Below are 17,278 nucleotides of genomic sequence, written 5' to 3' on the forward strand. Positions count from 1 at the left end.
GAAAACGGCAAGACAACAAGGGGAGGCGAATGTCGGTACTTCTGACCGCCAGTCGGCTGATCGACTCGATCAGCGAGTTCATTGGCAAACTGTCCGAATTTATGGTGCTGTTCTGCTGCCTGATAAGCGCCGGCAATGCGATGGTGCGCTACGCATTCAACTACAGCTCGAACGGCTGGCTGGAAATCCAGTGGTATCTCTTCGCTTTCGTCGTCGTGCTTGGCGCTTCCCATACCTTGCGCAAGAACGAGCATGTGCGCGTCGATCTGATATACGGTTCCGTCTCCGACAAGGCAAAAATCTGGATCGATATCGTTGGCCTGATCGTCTTCCTCATCCCGGCCTGTCTTTTCCTCGCAATTCTCTGCTGGCCCTTCTTCCTGCTCGCATATCAGCAAGGTGAGGTTTCAGCCAATGCCGGCGGCCTCATTCGCTGGCCTGTGAAGCTGATGCTCTTTGCCGGCTTCGCGCTCCTGACCCTCCAGGGCATTTCGGAATTGATCAAAAGGATCGCCGCGCTGACCGGTTCGATCGAGATCGATACGAAATACGAAAAGCCGCTGCAGTAACTCGGCGCCCGGAGGAACGAACTTGTTTGACTACGGTATCATCCCGCCGGCGATGTTCCTGGGCATGGTCATCTTCATGCTCTACGGCTTTCCCGTCGCCTTTTCGCTGGCCGCCGTCGGCCTCTTCTTTGGCATTATCGGCATTGTAACAGGCCATTTCGGAGAGGTGTTCCTGCAGGCGCTGCCGCTGCGCTTCTTCGGCATCGTCTCCAACGATCTCCTGCTGGCAATCCCCTTCTTCACCTTCATGGGCGCCATATTGGAGCGATGTGGTCTGGCCGAAGACCTGCTCGAAGGCACCGGCAAGCTCTTCGGCGGCGTCCCCGGCGGCCTTGCCTACGCCGTCATCCTGGTTGGCGCCGTGCTTGGCGCCATCACCGGCACCGTCGCAGCCTCGGTCATCACCATGGGCGTTATCTCCCTGCCGATCATGCTGCGCTACGGCTACAGCCCGCGGCTTGCAACGGGCGTCATTGCGGCCTCCGGTACGATCACCCAGGTCATTCCGCCTTCGCTGGTGCTGGTGGTGCTTGCCGACCAGCTCGGCCGCTCAGTCGGCGACATGTATCTCGGCGCAATCGGTCCTTCGATCCTGCAGGTGGCGATCTTTGTGGCCTATATTCTGATCCTCTCCATCATTAACCCGAAAGCGATGCCGCCGCTGCCCAAGGAGGTGCGCGGCGATTTCGATTTGGCACTGCTGATGAAGGTGCTCTGGAGCATGATCCCCTCAATCGTGCTGATCTTCCTTGTGCTCGGAACCATCTTCATGGGCCTTGCCACCCCGACCGAAGCAGGCGCACTTGGCGTCGTCGGCGCCATGGCGCTTGCTGCCCTGCACGGTCGCCTCACCTGGCCGCTGATCCGCGAGGCGATAAGCTCGACCACTCACATCACCTCGATGGTGGTGATGATCCTGATCGGCTCCACCTGCTTCAGCCTCGTCTTCCAAGGCATGGACGGCTCACGCTGGATCGAGCACATGCTGTCGGGCATTCCCGGCGGGCCTGTCGGCTTTCTAATCTTCGTCAACGTCTTCATCTTCATCCTCGCCTTCTTCCTCGATTTCTTCGAGATCGCCTTCATCGTCATCCCGATGCTGGCGCCGGTCGCCTCCAGTCTCGGCATCGATCTCATCTGGTTCGGCGTATTGATCTGCGTGAACATGCAGACGAGCTTCATGCACCCACCCTTCGGCTTCGCGCTCTTCTATCTGCGTTCGATCGCCAACAGGGATGTCCGCACCAAGGATATCTACCTTGGCGCTCTGCCCTGGGTCGGCATGCAGCTCATTCTCGTGGCGATCGTGATTTTCTGGCCGGAATCGGTCACCTACTGGCTGGATCACGGCCCGAAGGTGGACCCGAATTCGATCAAGATCGAAGTACCCGGTTTCGGCGGTCAGCTGGGCCTACCATCATTCGGAGCACCCGGCGGCGGCAATAGCTCGCCGCAGATTCCGGGCTTGACTCCACTGGCCCTGCCGAGCGCGCCTCCGCCGCCACCCGCACAATGAGGCAAAGAAAAAGCCCCGGATTTTCACCCGGGGCTTTGATGTATCTGAACGCCGCAAGAAGGCTTAGAGCTTGCCGGCACGCTGCTGGATCATCATGAACGTGTCGAACGTGTATTCCGAGAGCTGCATCCAGAGATAAGCATCCCGCTTGAATGCCGTTTGATCGTCGTAGATCTTCCTGAAATACGGGTTCTTCGAGGAGATATCGCCGTAGATGCCCATCGCGGCCTGGAAGCAGGCTTCCATGATCTCCTGGCTGAACGGCCGTAGGGTCGCCCCTTCCGCGACAAGCTGCTTCAGCGCGCTGGGATTCTTCATATCGTATTTTGCCAGCATGTTGGTGTTGGCGAAAGCGCAGGCGTCGTTGAGCGCTGCCTGATAGTGCTTCGGCAAGCTGCTCCACTTATCGAGATTGAAGAAGGCATGCACCGTCGGGCCACCTTCCCACCAGCCCGGGTAATAGTAATACTTTGCCACCTTGTGGAAACCGAGCTTCAAGTCGTCGTAGGGGCCAACGAATTCTGCGGCGTCGATCGTCCCCTTTTCGAGCGCCGGATAGATGTCGCCGCCGGCGATTTGCTGCGGGATGACGCCGACCTTCTCCATGACGCGACCGGCGAGACCGGCAATGCGCATCTTGACGCCCTTGAGGTCGTCGAGCGTATTGATTTCCTTGCGGAACCACCCGCCCATCTGCGCACCTGTATTGCCGGCCGGCAGGGCATACATTCCCTGTGTAGCATAGAATTCGTTCATCAGTGTATTGCCGTTGCCCTGGTAAAACCAGGCATTGGTCAGGCGGCTGTTCAGTCCGAACGGAATGGCAGTTCCGATTGCGTAGGTCGGATCCTTGCCGACGAAATAATAGGAGGTCGTATGGGCTGCCTCGACGGTGCCCGCCGCTACCGCATCGACAGCCTGTAGGCCGGGGACGATTTCGCCGGCTGCGAAAGGCTGGATGGTGAAATTACCATCCGTGGCAGCCGCAACATGCTTGGCAATATCTTCGGCGCCGCCATAGATCGTATCCAGGCTCTTCGGAAACGACGAGGTCATGCGCCAGGCAATCTTCGGGTTTTCCTGCGCAATTGCAGGCGCTGCCAATGCAGTTGCGGCAACGGCGCCGGCGCCGGCTGTTCCCGCTTTTTTCATAAATGAACGACGATCCATCAAAAACCTCCCGTATAGATGGCACTGCGCGGTCAATCCTCACCCCTACCCGCAGTGATGGCAAAGTTAAGCATGCCGGAAGAAGCGTTTCAAGCTCTGGCCTATTAGTCTTTGGGATCACGACGCTTCTGTGGCGGCTCCACACATCCATCGGAATCAGCGACTTAGCCGGTACGATGGCAGCTAGGTCGCTGAGGCGCCGCAATTTGGCCACCGCTAGCAGCCAAGCGTTGACTTAACGGCAATTCTGGCCGCAGAAACGTCAGACAGTGTTTTCTCCGGGGCGAAAATGATGAAACCGATCGTTGCCATTCCTGCCGATATCCGCACCCTCGACGGCGCAACCTGGCATGCCGCACAGCATCAATATGTACGCGCGGCACTGAATGCCGCCGGCGTGATGGCCTTCATCATTCCCGCCTTCGAGGAAGGTTATGAGACGGATGCCATCCTCGATCGGGTCGACGGCGTGCTGGTCTCCGGCTCTGCCAGCAATGTGCATCCCTCGCTCTATGGTATCGAAGCCACGGCGGCAGACGGCCCCTTCGATCCTGCCCGTGATGCGACCAGCCTTCCGCTGATCCGCGGCGCGATTGACCGCGCCATCCCGCTTCTCGCCATCTGCCGCGGCATTCAGGAATTGAACGTTGCGCTCGGCGGCTCGCTTGCCAGCGAAATTCAGGAACAGCCTGGCATCTGGGATCACCGCAGGCCCGATGTTACCGAGCGCGACGACATGTATGCGATCCGACAGAGCGTTTTCATCAAGGAAGGCTCCTGCATTGCAGGTATCGTCGGTGCCGGCGAGATCCGTGTGAACTCCCTGCATCGGCAGGCAATCGCCAGGACCGCACCGCGCCTGCAGGTAGAAGCGACGGCAGCGGACGGAACGATCGAAGCCGTTTCCGTCATCGATGCCAAGGCCTTTGCCGTCGGCGTGCAATGGCATCCTGAATATTGGGCGGAAACCGACAAGCCCTCGAACAAACTCTTTACCGCTTTCGGTGATGCTGTCAGGGATTACGCCGCAAGCAAATTGCGGCCGCTGCCAGCGCAGGCGACCGCTTGAGACAGGAAGGCCGCCGGATCGCTCCGACGGCCTTTTTTCTTTCTGACCGATTGTTTCAGCGGCCGCCTTCGATCTTGCGATGACGCTGATTGGTGCCGTTGACACCATAGGGATATTGCCCAGGGGTCGGCGCACTGATCTCATTGAGCTTTGCCGTCTCCTCCTCTGACAGCACCAGTTTTGCAGCCGCGAGATTGTCGGCAAGCTGTTCTGAGGTGCGGGCGCCAAGGATGACAGACGTCACGGCCGGACGCGCGGCGACCCAGGCAAGCGCCACCTGCGCCATGCTGACACCACGTGCCCTGGCGATCTCTTCGACCGTGGCGATGATTGCCCAGGTGCGCTCCTGCGCGTTTCGGGCTGCATAGGCTTCGCCGCCGCGATTAGGGTTTTCGCCCAGGCGCGTCGCACCCGTTGGCATTTCGTCACGCTTGTATTTGCCGGTCAGCCAGCCGCCACCAAGCGGCGACCAGGGCAGCAGGCCCATGCCAGCATCCTTACATGCATCGACGATCTCCAACTCGATGTCACGCATCAGCAGGTTATATTGCGGCTGCAGCGTCACCGGACGTGTATAGCCCTGTGCCTTGGCGATTTCGGAAGCCTTGGCAATGTGCCATCCGACATAGTTGGAGAAGCCGTAATAGCCGATCTTGCCGGCGCGAACGGCATCATCGAGGAAACGCAGCGTTTCCTCGATCGGCGTCAAGGCGTCCCATGCGTGCATCTGGTAGAGATCGATATGCTCGACGCCGAGACGACGCAGAGAATCATTGAGCGCTTGATTGAGGTGGCGGCGGGAAAGGCCGATATCGTTGGGTCCGTCGCCCATTGGGAAGCGGCCCTTGGTAGCAATCACCGCCTGCTGCGCCTGCGTTGGGCGGGCCTTCAGCCAGCGGCCGATGATCTCCTCCGATGCACCGGCGCTGTAAACATCGGCCGTGTCGATGAAATTGCCGCCCCAGGCGAAGTAGTCGTCGAGCATCTTGAAGGAAGCCGCCTCATCGGATTCCTTCCCGAACGTCATGGTACCCAGGCAATATGCGGTGACGACGGCCCCGCTGGGACCGAGCTTGCGATAATCCATTTCTGCCTCCTTTCAGAAAGTGTCGGCTGCCGGCGTGAAGAAGCGCCGGGCGGAGCGGACGCTCCCCGATCAAATCGCTATGTGTAAGCTTGAGGCGGCGAAATGCCGCCGATGACAACTACGGCCGCCAGAGATAGTGCGACCCGCGCTAACCATAGCCAATCCTTCCCAAGCGACCAAGTAGGGAAACAGGAAAAAGTCCAAAGGCAAAAAAGGAAAAAGCGAATACTGCCTCCGCCTTCGCGGAGGGATACTAGGAAGCCCTACATCTTGACGGGCGTTTCAGCCACCGGCGTCACAGGCTTGCCCTGTTCAAACCAGGTGATGAGGTTAGCGGCCACCAGATCCGCCATGGCATTACGCGTCGGAACTGAAGCCGAGGCCACATGCGGCAACAGGACCGTATTCGGCGCGGCCAACAATCCCGCCGGCACGTTCGGCTCGTCGTAAAAAACATCCAGGCCAGCAGCGCCAATCGTGCCCGCATTCAGCGCCGCAACCAGATCATCTTCATCCACCGTCCATCCACGGCCGACATTCACCAGGATACCATTGGGGCCTAGCGCGGCAAGAATCTCCGCATTGACAGTCTTATGCGTTTGCGGGGTCTTCGGCACGATCGCAATCAGCGTATCGACGGCCTCGGCAAGCCCCTTCAGCGTCGGCTGGTAATCATAAGGCGCATCGGTATGGCGAGAGCGGGTGTGATAGCTGATCTTCACCTTGAAAGGTTCCAGCCGTTTGGCAATCTCAAGGCCGATGCGTCCGAGCCCATAGAGGCCGACATGCCTGCCCTTCAGCGAAAAGCGCGTCAGCGGATAGGAAGCGCCCGGCTTCCAATTGCCATTCCGCAGCCAGTTTTCCGCCTTGGGAAATTCACGAATGGTGTTAAGGAGAAGCGCAATCGCCGTATCGGCGACCTCATCGTTCAGCACGTCGGGTGTATTGGTGACGATGATGCCTTTCGAGCCTGCGAGCTTCGCATCGATACCATCGTAACCCACGCCGAAACTGGCGACGATTTCGATGGAAGGCAATTGCGCGAACCAGCCAGCCGGGAAGGCTCCACTGACCGCCACGCCGCGAATGCGTTTCGCCGTCTCGGCATCGAGTTTGAGCGTCTCTTCGCGTTCGACGCTAATGACCTCGAAGCGATCCTTCAGCTGGGCGAGAACACGATCATGCATCTTCCCGGGAACGAGAACGGCAATACGGGACATGGCTTTTCCTCTTGGCTTCGGCGGTCAGATACGCGGCCGATAGGGACTGGTGGACTGGCGGATACGCATTTCCGGCTTGATGAGATGGATGCCATCAGGCTCATGACTGCCGGCAAGTCGGTCAAGTAGGGCACGGGCGGCAAGACGTCCAACCTCTGTCTGGCCGTTCCAGACGGTGGTCAGCGCCGGTGTGGCGATCGAGGCCTCTTCCAGATCGTCATAACCGGTAACCGAAATATCGCGGCCGGGCACAAGACCGGCGCGAGCAATGCCGTTCATCAAACCGATGGCGACCAAATCGTTCCAGCAGACGGCGGCCGTCGGCTTCTGCGGCAGGGAAAGGAAATGCACCGCCGCCTCGAATCCGCCCTGCTTCGAGCGCGGGCCGGGGATTCGCAAGTTCGGATCGACCTCGATGCCAGCTTTGCGCAGCGCATTCACATAGCCCTGATAGCGATCACGCCCGGTCGAGGTCTGGTCGGTGCCGCCGATCATGGCGATCGTGCGATGGCCAAGGCCGATCAGATGGTTGGTGGCGAGCGAGATGCCATAGCTATCGTCGCCGCGATAGGTCGGCACATCCTGACTATCCATCGAGCGGGCGACGAGGATAGCCGGCATACCGTTTTCTTCCGCGAGCTGAATATCCTCCGGCGGCGTGCCGATCGCCGGTGACATGATCACTCCGTCGCCGCCGAGCTGCAGCAGGGTCTCGATGAAGGTGCGCTGCTTTTCGACGGAATCGTAATGGTTGGAGAGAATGAAGGTATGGCGGCTGCGGTCGAGTTCGCTTTCGATCGCCTTCAGGATTTCCCCGTAGAACGGGTTCATGATGTCGTGGACGACAACACCGATAATGCCCGAGCGCGAGGTGCGAAGACTGGCGGCGCGGCGATTGTAGATGTATCCCAGCGCACGGGCCTGTTCCTTGATCTTCTCCCGCGTGTTGCCGGCTACAAGGGGACTGTCGCGTAAGGCCAGGGAAACGGTCGCCGTTGATATGCCGAGCGTTTCGGCAATCGTCGAAAGCTTGATCTTCTGCGCCACGTCTCCTCCTCCAGGCAACGCGTGAAGCCGGTAAAGGACTGCCGCAATGCCGCGACAGCCTTAAAAAATTTAATTAAAAGATTTAAGCGGCGCAGGCAATTCGCCTTTTGAGGAAATTTTCAATCTTCCTCATCTTCATCGACATGCATTGCCTCCGCTTGCAGATTGGCGTCGATCGCCTTGAGCAGACGCACCAGATTGCGGATTTCCTTTTCGGAGAAATCAATCGTCGCAAGCTTATCGCAGGAAGAGGCGGCAAGCTCGATCGCCTGCACGCTGCCGCGGCCAAGTTCAGTGAGATAAACCTTGGTGAGACGAGCATCCTCGGCATCGGGCTTGCGTTCCAGGAAACCTTGGGCCTCCATGCGGCCGATGGTGCGGGTCATGGTAGGGGCCTTGACACCGAGCTTTTGGGCAAGTCCGCCGGCCGTCATGCCATCGCTTTCGGCAAGCGAAAGAATGACCCCGTCCTGACCGGCATACAGGCCGCTTTCGAGCAGATTGCGCGACAGCACCGTGCGCATGGAACGGGCAGCCTGCGTCAAAGCCGGCGAAAGATCGGCAAGCGTATACTCGGTCTGATCCTTCTTTTTCTTGTGCTTCTTGCCGTCCTTATGCTTCTTGCCCATCGCCATCCCTTTGATCTTTAAGCACTGCCCAGGCTGCGTTATGACATTGCCCATGATCTCGTCATAAACAAGAGGCAACGCCCGATGTTGGTTCCGTCGTTCCGTTTCGAGGACAATGACCCCGCACTCTCTCCAGAGGCACGGCGGCGCTGGATTGCGGTCCTGCCACTCGGCGCACATGAACAGCACGGCCCGCATCTGCCCTTCGAAACCGACGCTCTGATCGCGCAGGGTATCGTCAACAGGCTGAAAACCGCCCTGCCGGCCGGTTTGCCTGTTACCGTACTCCCTGTCGAATCGGTCGGCTACTCCTTAGAGCACATGGATGTTAAAGGAACGAAGACGCTCCCTTTTGATACAGCTGTAAAACGCTGGCTAAGCATCGCAGAAGAGCTTTCGGCACTCGGCATCCGTAAGTTCGTGATGCTGAACGCCCATGGCGGCAACTCACCGCTGATGACTATTGTCGCAACAGAAGCGCGCGTGCGCCTCAACATGCTCGCCGTCGCCACCAGCTGGACACGCTTCGGCGTGCCGGAGGGCGCGATCTCGTCTGAAGAAAAGGCGATCGATATCCACGGCGGTGATATCGAAACCTCCGTCATGCTCGCTCTTTATCCGGAGAGAGTGGATATGACGAAGGCGGCCGCCTTTCCTTCCAGCCAGACGGAGTTCGCTCAACGCTTCAAGCACCTGCGTGCCTATGGCCCGCATGCCTTCGGCTGGAAGATGTCGGATCTGAACCCGCAAGGCGTCGCAGGCAATGCTGCAAAGGCGACGGCCGAAAAGGGCGAGGCGCTGATAACTCATGCCGTGAGCGGACTGGTGGAGCTCCTGCAGGATATCGATGCCTTCAACGCCGAAACGCTGCGTTGACCAACCCGACTTTGCGCATCGGGCAATGTGATCTTATAACATATAAAACCCTTTGAACTACAGCTTTCAAGCGCCTATATGAAACCGACCCATTCAGGCCCCGGACTTGCCCTCGGGGTCAAGGCCCTATTCCTAGAGGTTCTCATGACCGACGCGATCCAGACACAGCAGAAGCCCATTCCCGTTACCGTGCTCACCGGTTATCTTGGTGCGGGCAAGACGACGCTTCTCAACCGCATTCTTTCCGAAAACCACGGCAAGAAATATGCAGTCATCGTCAACGAGTTCGGCGAGATCGGCATCGACAACGACCTGATCGTCGAATCTGACGAAGAAATCTACGAAATGAACAATGGCTGTGTATGCTGCACGGTCCGCGGCGACCTGATCCGTGTCGTCGAAGGCCTGATGCGCCGCCCCGGCCGCTTTGACGGCATCATCGTCGAAACCACCGGCCTTGCCGATCCGGTTCCGGTTGCCCAGACCTTCTTCATGGATGACGACGTCCGCGCCAAGACCGAACTCGACGCCGTGGTCGCGCTTGTCGACGCCAAGCACCTGCCGCTTCGCCTGAAGGACAGCCGCGAAGCCGAAGACCAGATCGCCTTTGCCGATGTGGTCATCATCAACAAGACCGACCTCGTCACGCCGGAAGAACTTGATCAGATCGAGGATATCGTACGCGCCATCAATCCGGCCGCCCGCGTCTACAAGACCAGCCGTTCGGGTGTCGATCTCGCCCGCGTTCTGGATCAGGGCGCCTTCAATCTCGAGCGCGCGCTGGAAAACGATCCGCACTTCCTCGACCACGACCATGACGATCATGTCTGCGGTCCGGATTGCGATCACGACCACCATCATCACGATCATGACCACGACCATCATCACCACCACCACGGTGAGATGTCTGCCATCCATGACGTGACGGTCCAGTCTGTCTCACTGCGCGGCGGCGAGATGAACCCGGAACGCTTCTTCCCCTGGATCCAGCGCATCACCCAGACACAGGGCCCGAACATCCTGCGGCTCAAGGGCATCATCGCCTTTAAGGACGATGCAGAGCGTTATGTCGTCCAAGGTGTGCACATGATCATCGAAGGCGACCATCAGCGGCCCTGGAAGGATGGCGAAAAGCACGAGACCCGTCTCGTCTTCATCGGCCGCGATCTCGACCGCGCAAAGTTGGAAGAATCCTTCAAGGCGTGTGAGGCTGCCGCCTGATGCCAACAGTTGCACCGCTTGATCTCGACGGCCACGTTCTGGCCGTCGAATTTTTAGGTGATGTCCCCTTCTTCGCGAATGCCAGCGGTACCTTTCACCGGCTCGAAGGCAGCGACAAGGTCATCGAAGCCCATCAGGGCATGCTGACGGCGATCCGCGATCCCTACAGCGAAAGCCTGATCTCGGGCGGCGAGGATGGCAAGGTCCTGCGCATCGGTGCTGACGGCAAGGTCAGCGAAATCGCGTCGGCGCCGCGCAAATGGATTTCGCAGGTTGCGGCCGGCCCTCAGGGCGCCGTCGCCTATTCCTACGGCAAGAGCACGCTGGTGCGCCTCGCCGATGGCACGACCAAGGAATTCCCGGAAGAGCGGACGGTCGAAGGCATTGCCTTTGCACCGAAGGGCCTGCGCATCGCGGCTGCCCGCTATAACGGCGTATCTCTGCACTGGGTCGGCACGAGCGCCAAGCCGATCGATTTCGAATGGAAGGGAGCCCATACCGGTGTGACCTTCTCGCCCGACGGCAACTTCCTCGTCACCTCCATGCAGGAAAACGCGCTGCACGGCTGGAAGCTCGACGTCAAATCGGGCACCGAATCCCGCCACATGCGCATGACTGGCTATCCGGCCAAGGTGAAATCACTCTCCTGGTCCGCCAAGGGCAAATGGCTCGCCTCCTCGGGTGCGCCGGCCGCCATCGTCTGGCCCTTCCAGGGCAAGGATGGTCCGATGGGCAAGGCGCCGCTGGAACTCGGCACCCGTGCCAATATCATGGCGACCGCTGTGAAATTCCACCCCGCCGAGGATATCCTCGCCATCGGCTTCATCGACGGCATGATCCTCGCCGTCCGTCTTGCTGACAGCAAGGAAGCATTGCTGCGCCGACCCGGCAAGGGCGCCATCACGGGTATGAGCTGGAGCAAGAACGGCAAGCTGCTCGCCTTCGCCTCCGAAGCCGGCGATTGCGGCGTGGTGGATATCGCGGCAGACTGATTTCGTCGCAGTCGAAATCGCGCCTCTGGACAGCGGATATGCGTATCAGGCGGCCATGGTGCGGCGTAGCGCGCTATGGCACGCTCTGCCCCATCTTCGCGATGTGCATACGCCCGAGGAAGATGAGGTCCACTGGCGAACCCATCTGCTGGCGGAATACACGGTTCTCGGCGCTTTCGTCGACGGCGCGCTCGCTGGCGTTATTGCCTACCGAAATGGCTGGATCGAGCAGCTTTATGTTCTGCCTGACGTACAGGGTATGGGAATCGGCACAAGGCTTCTCTCCCTGGCGACAAACGACATGGAAGACATCCGTCTCTGGACCTTCCAGCGTAATTGCCGCGCCCGCGCTTTTTACGAAGCGCGTGGCTTCTCACCCGTTGAGGAAACTGATGGCAGCGGCAATGAGGAAGGAGAGCCCGACATACTCTACCATTGGCGTCGCCCGCCGGAACCAGTGTATAGTGCCGATCCACACCGTCGCTGAACATTGCCTGCGCGCAGATCACAAGAACAAGGATCCGAGAATGCACGTTTCGAATAAGGCCGCTGCCACAGAGTTGGGCGCCTTCGTGTCCGTCTGGTCGGCAATCCGCGCCGAAGCGACCGATCTTGCGACGCGGGAGCCGACGCTGCGGACTTTGCTCGAAACGCAGATCATCGGCCCAGAAAGCGACGCTGACATCGTCGCGCATGTGATTTCCGCACGCCTCGCAATGGCGAAGGTCGATGCCGAAGACCTCTTCCGGCTGTTTCGCGGCATATTGCTTGATCATGCCGACATCCGCGCCGCTATCGAAGCCGATCTTCTGGCCGTCCGCGAACGTGACCCCGCCTGCACCACCTATCTGCATGCACTGCTGAACCTCAAGGGCTTTCACGCTCTGCAGACGCATCGCATTGCCCATGCCCTCTGGACTGACGGCCGCTTCGAGATCGCCAGCTGGCTTTCCAACCTCGCCTCGTTGGTCTTCGGCCCGGATATCCACCCGGCGGCAAGGATCGGTTCCTCGATCATGCTGGATCATGGCTCCGGCATCGTGATTGGAGAAACAGCGATCATCGAGGACGAAGTCTCGATCCTGCAGAATGTCACGCTCGGCGGCACGGGCAAGGAAACCGGAGACCGCCACCCGAAGATCCGGCACGGCGTGATGATCGGTGCTGGAGCAAAGATCCTTGGCAACATCGAGATCGGCGCTTTCAGCAAGATCGCGGCCGGTAGCGTCGTGCTGAAGCCGGTGCCAGCCCATTGCACGGTTGCCGGCGTTCCGGCTGTGGTCGTTCGCATTCATCGCAATGATGAAATCCCGGCCGAAACCATGGATCAGAATATCTGACAACAGCAAACGGCTTGGCTCAATCAGCCTGCTGGTTTTTCGCCGGCGCCTCGGCGCGGCTGGGGCCTTTGTGCTTCCGACGATAAACTGCTTTGACAAAGAGCCCATCCTGCCTGGATGTGAAATCTTGCAATCCGCGCCTTGGCTACTTGCAGGCTCGCAAAGCCGCACGACATACTGCGCGTGACAGCACATAGGCGCATCTGGAGGAAACCGCATGGCCCGCGTCATCGTCATCGGAGCAACAGGACATGTCGGCACCTACCTTGTGCCGCGCTTGGTCGAGGCAGGTCATGAAGTGGTGGCGATCAGTCGCGGCGCGGCCACGCCATATAAGCCAGACGACGCGTGGAACCGCGTCGATATCAGGCACATGGATCGCGCTGCACTCGAGTTGGAAGGCCGCTTCGGCCATGAGATCCGCGCGCTGAAAGGCGAGATCGTCATCGACATGATCTGCTTCACGCCGGAAAGCAACGAACAGCTCGTGACCGCACTCGAAGGACACGTCGATCATTTTCTTCACACCGGCACGATCTGGACGCATGGTTTTTCCACCGTCGTGCCCACTCCCGAGGAGGCGCCAAAGAAGCCTTTCGGCGATTACGGCATCAAGAAAGCGGCAATCGAGGCTTATTTGCTGCGGATGGCGCAGGAGAAAAACTTTCCCGCGACCCTTATCCATCCCGGCCACATCGTCGGTCCGGGCTGGAACCCGCTGAATCCGGCGGGCCATTTTAATCCCGATGTCTTCACGACGCTGGCGCGCTGCGGAACGCTGACCCTGCCGAATTTCGGCATGGAGACCGTACACCACGTCCATGCTGATGACATTGCCGAACTCTTCATGGCCGCCATTGCAAAGCCGCAGGCTTCCGTCGGCGAGGCTTTCCACGCTGTTTCGGAAAAAGCGGTCACGCTGCGAGGCTATGCTGAGGCGATGGCCGTCTGGTTCGGTCAGGAGGCGAAGCTAGAGTTCCTGCCATACGAGGCCTGGGCGGAAAAACAGAGTCCGGAAGAGGCAAAAGCCACTTGGGAGCACATTGCCCGCAGTCCCAACTGCTCGATGGAAAAAGCCCGCCGGCTGCTTGGCTTCACGCCACGGCACAGCTCGTTACAGGCCGTACAGGAAGCCGTCCGCTGGCTGATCGACAATGGGCGGATCGATGCAAAGGCTCCGTAAGCCACAGAGGTAGAGACAAAAAAGCCCCTCCCGAAGGTTGGGAGGGGCTTTGCCGGTCAGGCCGCCTTCCGGACCGGCGCGCCAGCCAGCATGCGTCCCGAAGGGACGATCATGCCGGCGGCGCCGCCAAGCCAGCCCTCGACGAGCTCCAGCGCAAGGAAGCGCGAGCGTTCGAATGGGCCGGGCATGACAAGGTGACGAGCCTTTTCGGCAGTAAAGCCGAAACGCTCGTAATATTCTGCATCGCCAACGAGCAGGACAGCACCGTGGCCACGGTTCTTTGCTTCGAGCAGGGCCGCACGCATGAGCGCTGAGCCGATGCCCTTACCGCCATGCTTGCCGTCAACGGCGAGCGGGCCGAGCAGAAGCGCATCGAGGGCCGTGCCTTCCTGGTTGATGCCTGCTTCGACATTCCACAGGCGCACCGTGCCGATCACACGACCGTCACGATCACGCGCGACCAGCGCCAGACCATCCGCCGGCACACGATTGCGGCGGATCATCTCCGACGACTTCTTGCGGCGATCCGGCCCCATGACGCGGTCGAGCAAGGTCTCGCGAGCGACGACGTCGGACGGATTTTCCACGTCGATGGTGAAAGTGACAGGCGCAAAGAATGCGCGGACAGAATCAAGAACAGCGGCCATTTTGGCCTCCCGCACTCAAAACCGTTTCAGACGGTGACTTCGAGATATTGTGAAATTGCCGCCCCGGCTGGTTACGGGGCTGGCGAGAGCGACCTTAGATGACGTAGGCCTTCAGCGGCTCAAAGCCGTTGAAAGCGACCGCCGAGTAGGTCGTCGTGTAGGCGCCTGTGCCTTCGATCAGAACTTCGTCGCCGATCGTGAGAGAAACCGGCAGCGGATAAAGGTTCTTTTCGTACAGCACATCGGCCGAATCGCAGGTCGGGCCGGCGATCACACAGGGCTCCATCTCGTCGCCGTCACGCTCGGTGCGGATCGGGTAACGGATAGCCTCGTCCATGGTTTCGGCGAGACCGCCGAACTTGCCGATGTCGAGGAAGACCCAGCGGGCGTCGTCATTGTCCGACTTCTTGGAAATCAGTACGACTTCAGCCTTGATGACGCCCGCATTGCCAACCATGCCGCGACCCGGTTCGATGATCGTCTGTGGGATCTGGTTGCCGAAATGCGTACGCAGCGCCTGGTAGATCGACTTGCCGTAAGCTTCCGCGGACGGAACGTCGCGCAGGTACTTGGTGGGGAAGCCGCCGCCCATGTTGACCATCTGCAGGTGGATGCCCTGCTTGGCAAGCTGGACGAAAACGCGCTTGGCATCGGCAAGGGCGGAATCCCAGGCATCGACCTTGGTCATCTGCGAGCCGACGTGGAACGAAACGCCATAGGACTGCAGGCCGAGCTGATGAGCATAGACGAGAACGTCGACGGCCATCTGCGGAACGCAGCCGAACTTGCGCGACAGCGGCCATTCAGCACCTTCGCCATCGGTCAGGACGCGGCAGAAAACACGGGCGCCCGGAGCTGCACGGGAAATCTTCTCGACTTCCTCGTGGCTGTCGACTGCGAAGAGGCTGACGCCGAGCGCATGGGCGCGGGCGATATCCCGTTCCTTCTTGATCGTGTTGCCGTAGGAAATGCGGGCTGCAGTCGCACCGGCTTCGAGCGCCATTTCGATTTCAGCGACGGACGCGCAGTCGAAATTGGAGCCAAGGCTGGCGAGCAGCTTCAGGACTTCCGGGGCCGGGTTGGCCTTGACGGCATAGTAGATCGCGCTATCCGGCATCGCGTGACGGAAAGCGTGGAAGTTATCGCGCACGACATCGAGATCCACGACGAGGCAGGGACCGTCGGGACGGCGGGCGGCAAGAAAGTCGCGGATACGCTGTGTGGTCATGTCAATAACCCTCTTCTCAGTTCCAAAGCTCCGGGACGCCCGGAGGACAAAGGGCAAGCAACCGCCCGCAGAGGAACCAGCCGGTGGAGACCCCGGTACCTTGCAAGCGCCTGATGCGCGAATAGTAAACCAACGCCACAGAGTGGCATGGGTTCGGCTTTGTCTGCCTTGGATTGGAGGGAAAGTCCCGCCGCACTTCCGGCAATGAAGGTGTGCCTCTTCAGTAACCCCGGCTGTTGGAAAGCCGGCAGACACCAGAAAGGCCCGCACCGTCGTTGCTTCAAGATGTCCTCGCATTTCCCGGTTGGCCGGAATAGCGACTGGAGCGGTTAGTTCCAGGTACCTTACCGATGACCTCACCTAATCGAGGGTCGGCGGACACCCACAGGCACGTGCGACTTTGGGCAGCCCGTGAAATAAGTATATTCGCCTTCACAATCAAGGGAAATTTTATGCCCCAACTCAAAAAAATAATTGAACGACCGAGGGCAATTTGTTCAATCTCTTTCAACAGATTTGAGGATCGCCATGGACACCTTGACCCGCATACGCGCCTTCATCGATGTCGTTGAAGCAGAAGGTTTTTCCGCTGCAGCTCGACGCACCGGACGCTCCAAGGCGCTGCTGTCGAAATATGTGCGCGAATTGGAGGACGAACTCGGCGCGCTGCTGCTCAATCGCACCACCCGGCAGTTCTCCATGACCGAAGCCGGACACACCTATTATCGCACCGCTTCCGATATCCTAAAGGAGATCGACAACCTCGCCGACCTCGTGCGTGAGAACAATGCGCAACTGAAAGGTCGGCTGAGGGTTTCCGTGCCCCGCACCTTCGTCGATGCCGATGTCGGCCAATCACTGATCGATTTCGCCAAGGAGAACCCCGACCTCTCGCTGGAGATCGCCGCCGACGATCGCTTCGTCGATCTGATCGAGGAGGGCTTCGACGTTGCGATTCGCGTGACCAAGCTTGAGGATTCCGGTCTGATCGCCCGCAAGATCTCAGACTTCCGCGTGCATATCTGCGCCACACCGGAATTCCTGGAGCGATATCCCGATATCGAGCACCCGAGCGATATTTCCAACGTCCCCTTCATCGTCGACACCAATTCGCGCAGCCAGGCAAGTATCCGCTTCTACAATCCCGACAGCACTTCCTTTGCGGTCGCCGTTTCCGGCCCGATGGAAGTCAACAGCCCGCATGCAACCTTGCGCGCCGCGCTGTCGGGAATCGGTATTGCCCTGATTCCCGATTTCATCGCCCGCAAGCCGATCGAGGATGGCAGGCTGGTGACGTTGTTCAACGATTATATTCCGACCGACCGCGGCATCTATGCCGTTTATCCGCACCGGCGCTATCTGCCGGCAAAGGTCCGGATTTTCGTGGACTACCTCCACAACTGGTTCAAGAAACATCCCTGAAGCGGGCGGAATGCGTGCCCAAGCGTCGCAGGGGCGGTCCCAATTCCGTCCCATTTTCCGGT

The 17,278-nt window shown here is 59.5% G+C and carries 17 protein-coding genes; 10 read left to right on the forward strand and 7 right to left on the reverse strand.

The genetic code is table 11. The features are described 5' to 3' along the window. The first annotated feature begins 29 nt into the window (after nucleotides 1-29). Entirely contained in the window at nucleotides 30-569 is a 540-nt protein-coding gene (locus EV281_RS25605) for a TRAP transporter small permease subunit (RefSeq protein WP_132657073.1), read from the forward strand. Nucleotides 570-591: 22 nt separating this feature from the next. Further along, nucleotides 592-2,085, forward strand: coding sequence for a TRAP transporter large permease subunit (locus EV281_RS25610; protein WP_132657074.1), 1,494 nt, complete (start codon nucleotides 592-594; stop codon nucleotides 2,083-2,085). Between the two features lie 63 nt (nucleotides 2,086-2,148). Here EV281_RS25610 and EV281_RS25615 read toward each other — a convergent pair whose 3' ends face one another. Further along, on the reverse strand, nucleotides 2,149-3,255 hold the full coding sequence (locus EV281_RS25615; protein ID WP_132657075.1) for a TRAP transporter substrate-binding protein: 1,107 nt from the start codon (nucleotides 3,253-3,255) through the stop codon (nucleotides 2,149-2,151). A gap of 289 nt (nucleotides 3,256-3,544) precedes the next feature. Between EV281_RS25615 and EV281_RS25620 the strand changes: the two genes are divergently transcribed. Further along, on the forward strand, nucleotides 3,545-4,324 hold the full coding sequence (locus EV281_RS25620; protein ID WP_132657076.1) for a gamma-glutamyl-gamma-aminobutyrate hydrolase family protein: 780 nt from the start codon (nucleotides 3,545-3,547) through the stop codon (nucleotides 4,322-4,324). Nucleotides 4,325-4,379: 55 nt separating this feature from the next. On the opposite strand, the gene EV281_RS25625 is transcribed toward EV281_RS25620, so the two are convergent. The 4 genes from EV281_RS25625 to EV281_RS25640 form a co-directional block, all read right to left on the reverse strand. Then, nucleotides 4,380-5,411 carry an aldo/keto reductase gene (locus EV281_RS25625; RefSeq protein WP_132657077.1) on the reverse strand — a complete coding sequence of 344 codons (1,032 nt, stop codon included), beginning with the start codon at nucleotides 5,409-5,411 and terminating at the stop codon, nucleotides 4,380-4,382. 263 nt (nucleotides 5,412-5,674) lie between these two features. Continuing rightward, nucleotides 5,675-6,631: a 2-hydroxyacid dehydrogenase gene (locus EV281_RS25630; protein ID WP_132657078.1), complete on the reverse strand. Its 957-nt coding sequence runs from the start codon at nucleotides 6,629-6,631 to the stop codon at nucleotides 5,675-5,677. 24 nt (nucleotides 6,632-6,655) lie between these two features. Further along, complete coding sequence (locus EV281_RS25635) at nucleotides 6,656-7,678, reverse strand: LacI family DNA-binding transcriptional regulator (RefSeq protein WP_132657079.1); 1,023 nt, start codon at nucleotides 7,676-7,678, stop codon at nucleotides 6,656-6,658. A gap of 119 nt (nucleotides 7,679-7,797) precedes the next feature. Continuing rightward, entirely contained in the window at nucleotides 7,798-8,307 is a 510-nt protein-coding gene (locus EV281_RS25640) for a MarR family transcriptional regulator (RefSeq protein WP_132657080.1), read from the reverse strand. Nucleotides 8,308-8,391: 84 nt separating this feature from the next. On the opposite strand from EV281_RS25640, the gene EV281_RS25645 reads away from it, so the two are divergent. From EV281_RS25645 to EV281_RS25670, 6 genes are all read left to right on the forward strand, one after another. Beyond that, nucleotides 8,392-9,183, forward strand: a complete 792-nt coding sequence (locus EV281_RS25645) for a creatininase family protein (RefSeq protein ID WP_132657081.1) — start codon at nucleotides 8,392-8,394, stop codon at nucleotides 9,181-9,183. 144 nt (nucleotides 9,184-9,327) lie between these two features. After that, complete coding sequence (locus EV281_RS25650) at nucleotides 9,328-10,404, forward strand: GTP-binding protein (protein ID WP_132657082.1); 1,077 nt, start codon at nucleotides 9,328-9,330, stop codon at nucleotides 10,402-10,404. After that, complete coding sequence (locus EV281_RS25655) at nucleotides 10,404-11,396, forward strand: WD40 repeat domain-containing protein (protein ID WP_132657083.1); 993 nt, start codon at nucleotides 10,404-10,406, stop codon at nucleotides 11,394-11,396. The genes EV281_RS25650 and EV281_RS25655 overlap by 1 nt, the downstream gene beginning before the upstream one ends. Before the next feature lie 55 nt (nucleotides 11,397-11,451). Then, the gene (locus EV281_RS25660) at nucleotides 11,452-11,883 is read left to right on the forward strand and encodes a GNAT family N-acetyltransferase (protein ID WP_132657084.1); all 432 of its coding nucleotides are present in this window, start codon (nucleotides 11,452-11,454) and stop codon (nucleotides 11,881-11,883) included. Between the two features lie 40 nt (nucleotides 11,884-11,923). Continuing rightward, nucleotides 11,924-12,736, forward strand: a complete 813-nt coding sequence (cysE, locus tag EV281_RS25665; RefSeq protein ID WP_132657085.1) for a serine O-acetyltransferase — start codon at nucleotides 11,924-11,926, stop codon at nucleotides 12,734-12,736. Nucleotides 12,737-12,953: 217 nt separating this feature from the next. Next, entirely contained in the window at nucleotides 12,954-13,919 is a 966-nt protein-coding gene (locus tag EV281_RS25670) for an NAD(P)-dependent oxidoreductase (RefSeq protein WP_132657086.1), read from the forward strand. A gap of 56 nt (nucleotides 13,920-13,975) precedes the next feature. Here the strand turns inward: EV281_RS25670 and EV281_RS25675 are convergent, their stop codons facing one another. Next, nucleotides 13,976-14,566: an N-acetyltransferase gene (locus EV281_RS25675; protein ID WP_132657087.1), complete on the reverse strand. Its 591-nt coding sequence runs from the start codon at nucleotides 14,564-14,566 to the stop codon at nucleotides 13,976-13,978. Between the two features lie 94 nt (nucleotides 14,567-14,660). Next, on the reverse strand, nucleotides 14,661-15,794 hold the full coding sequence (gene odc2, locus EV281_RS25680) for an ornithine/lysine decarboxylase (RefSeq protein ID WP_132657088.1): 1,134 nt from the start codon (nucleotides 15,792-15,794) through the stop codon (nucleotides 14,661-14,663). A gap of 528 nt (nucleotides 15,795-16,322) precedes the next feature. On the opposite strand from odc2, the gene EV281_RS25685 reads away from it, so the two are divergent. Then, nucleotides 16,323-17,216, forward strand: coding sequence for a LysR family transcriptional regulator (locus EV281_RS25685; RefSeq protein WP_132657089.1), 894 nt, complete (start codon nucleotides 16,323-16,325; stop codon nucleotides 17,214-17,216). Nucleotides 17,217-17,278: the final 62 nt, after the last annotated feature.

Origin of the sequence: Rhizobium sp. BK418 (assembly GCF_004341105.1) — a bacterium.
In the GTDB taxonomy this organism is placed as follows: domain Bacteria; phylum Pseudomonadota; class Alphaproteobacteria; order Rhizobiales; family Rhizobiaceae; genus Rhizobium.

What these genes read in the sequence shown, in the direction of transcription:
- EV281_RS25605 (WP_132657073.1), top strand. Translation starts at nt 30, where the DNA reads ATGTCGGTACTTCTGACCGCCAGTCGGCTGATCGACTCGATCAGCGAG.
- EV281_RS25615 (WP_132657075.1), bottom strand. Translation starts at nt 3,255, where the DNA reads ATGGATCGTCGTTCATTTATGAAAAAAGCGGGAACAGCCGGCGCCGGC.
- EV281_RS25620 (WP_132657076.1), top strand. Translation starts at nt 3,545, where the DNA reads ATGATGAAACCGATCGTTGCCATTCCTGCCGATATCCGCACCCTCGAC.
- EV281_RS25625 (WP_132657077.1), bottom strand. Translation starts at nt 5,411, where the DNA reads ATGGATTATCGCAAGCTCGGTCCCAGCGGGGCCGTCGTCACCGCATAT.
- EV281_RS25630 (WP_132657078.1), bottom strand. Translation starts at nt 6,631, where the DNA reads ATGTCCCGTATTGCCGTTCTCGTTCCCGGGAAGATGCATGATCGTGTT.
- EV281_RS25640 (WP_132657080.1), bottom strand. Translation starts at nt 8,307, where the DNA reads ATGGGCAAGAAGCATAAGGACGGCAAGAAGCACAAGAAAAAGAAGGAT.
- EV281_RS25645 (WP_132657081.1), top strand. Translation starts at nt 8,392, where the DNA reads ATGTTGGTTCCGTCGTTCCGTTTCGAGGACAATGACCCCGCACTCTCT.
- EV281_RS25650 (WP_132657082.1), top strand. Translation starts at nt 9,328, where the DNA reads ATGACCGACGCGATCCAGACACAGCAGAAGCCCATTCCCGTTACCGTG.
- EV281_RS25655 (WP_132657083.1), top strand. Translation starts at nt 10,404, where the DNA reads ATGCCAACAGTTGCACCGCTTGATCTCGACGGCCACGTTCTGGCCGTC.
- EV281_RS25660 (WP_132657084.1), top strand. Translation starts at nt 11,452, where the DNA reads ATGGTGCGGCGTAGCGCGCTATGGCACGCTCTGCCCCATCTTCGCGAT.
- cysE (WP_132657085.1), top strand. Translation starts at nt 11,924, where the DNA reads ATGCACGTTTCGAATAAGGCCGCTGCCACAGAGTTGGGCGCCTTCGTG.
- EV281_RS25670 (WP_132657086.1), top strand. Translation starts at nt 12,954, where the DNA reads ATGGCCCGCGTCATCGTCATCGGAGCAACAGGACATGTCGGCACCTAC.
- EV281_RS25675 (WP_132657087.1), bottom strand. Translation starts at nt 14,566, where the DNA reads ATGGCCGCTGTTCTTGATTCTGTCCGCGCATTCTTTGCGCCTGTCACT.
- odc2 (WP_132657088.1), bottom strand. Translation starts at nt 15,794, where the DNA reads ATGACCACACAGCGTATCCGCGACTTTCTTGCCGCCCGCCGTCCCGAC.
- EV281_RS25685 (WP_132657089.1), top strand. Translation starts at nt 16,323, where the DNA reads ATGGACACCTTGACCCGCATACGCGCCTTCATCGATGTCGTTGAAGCA.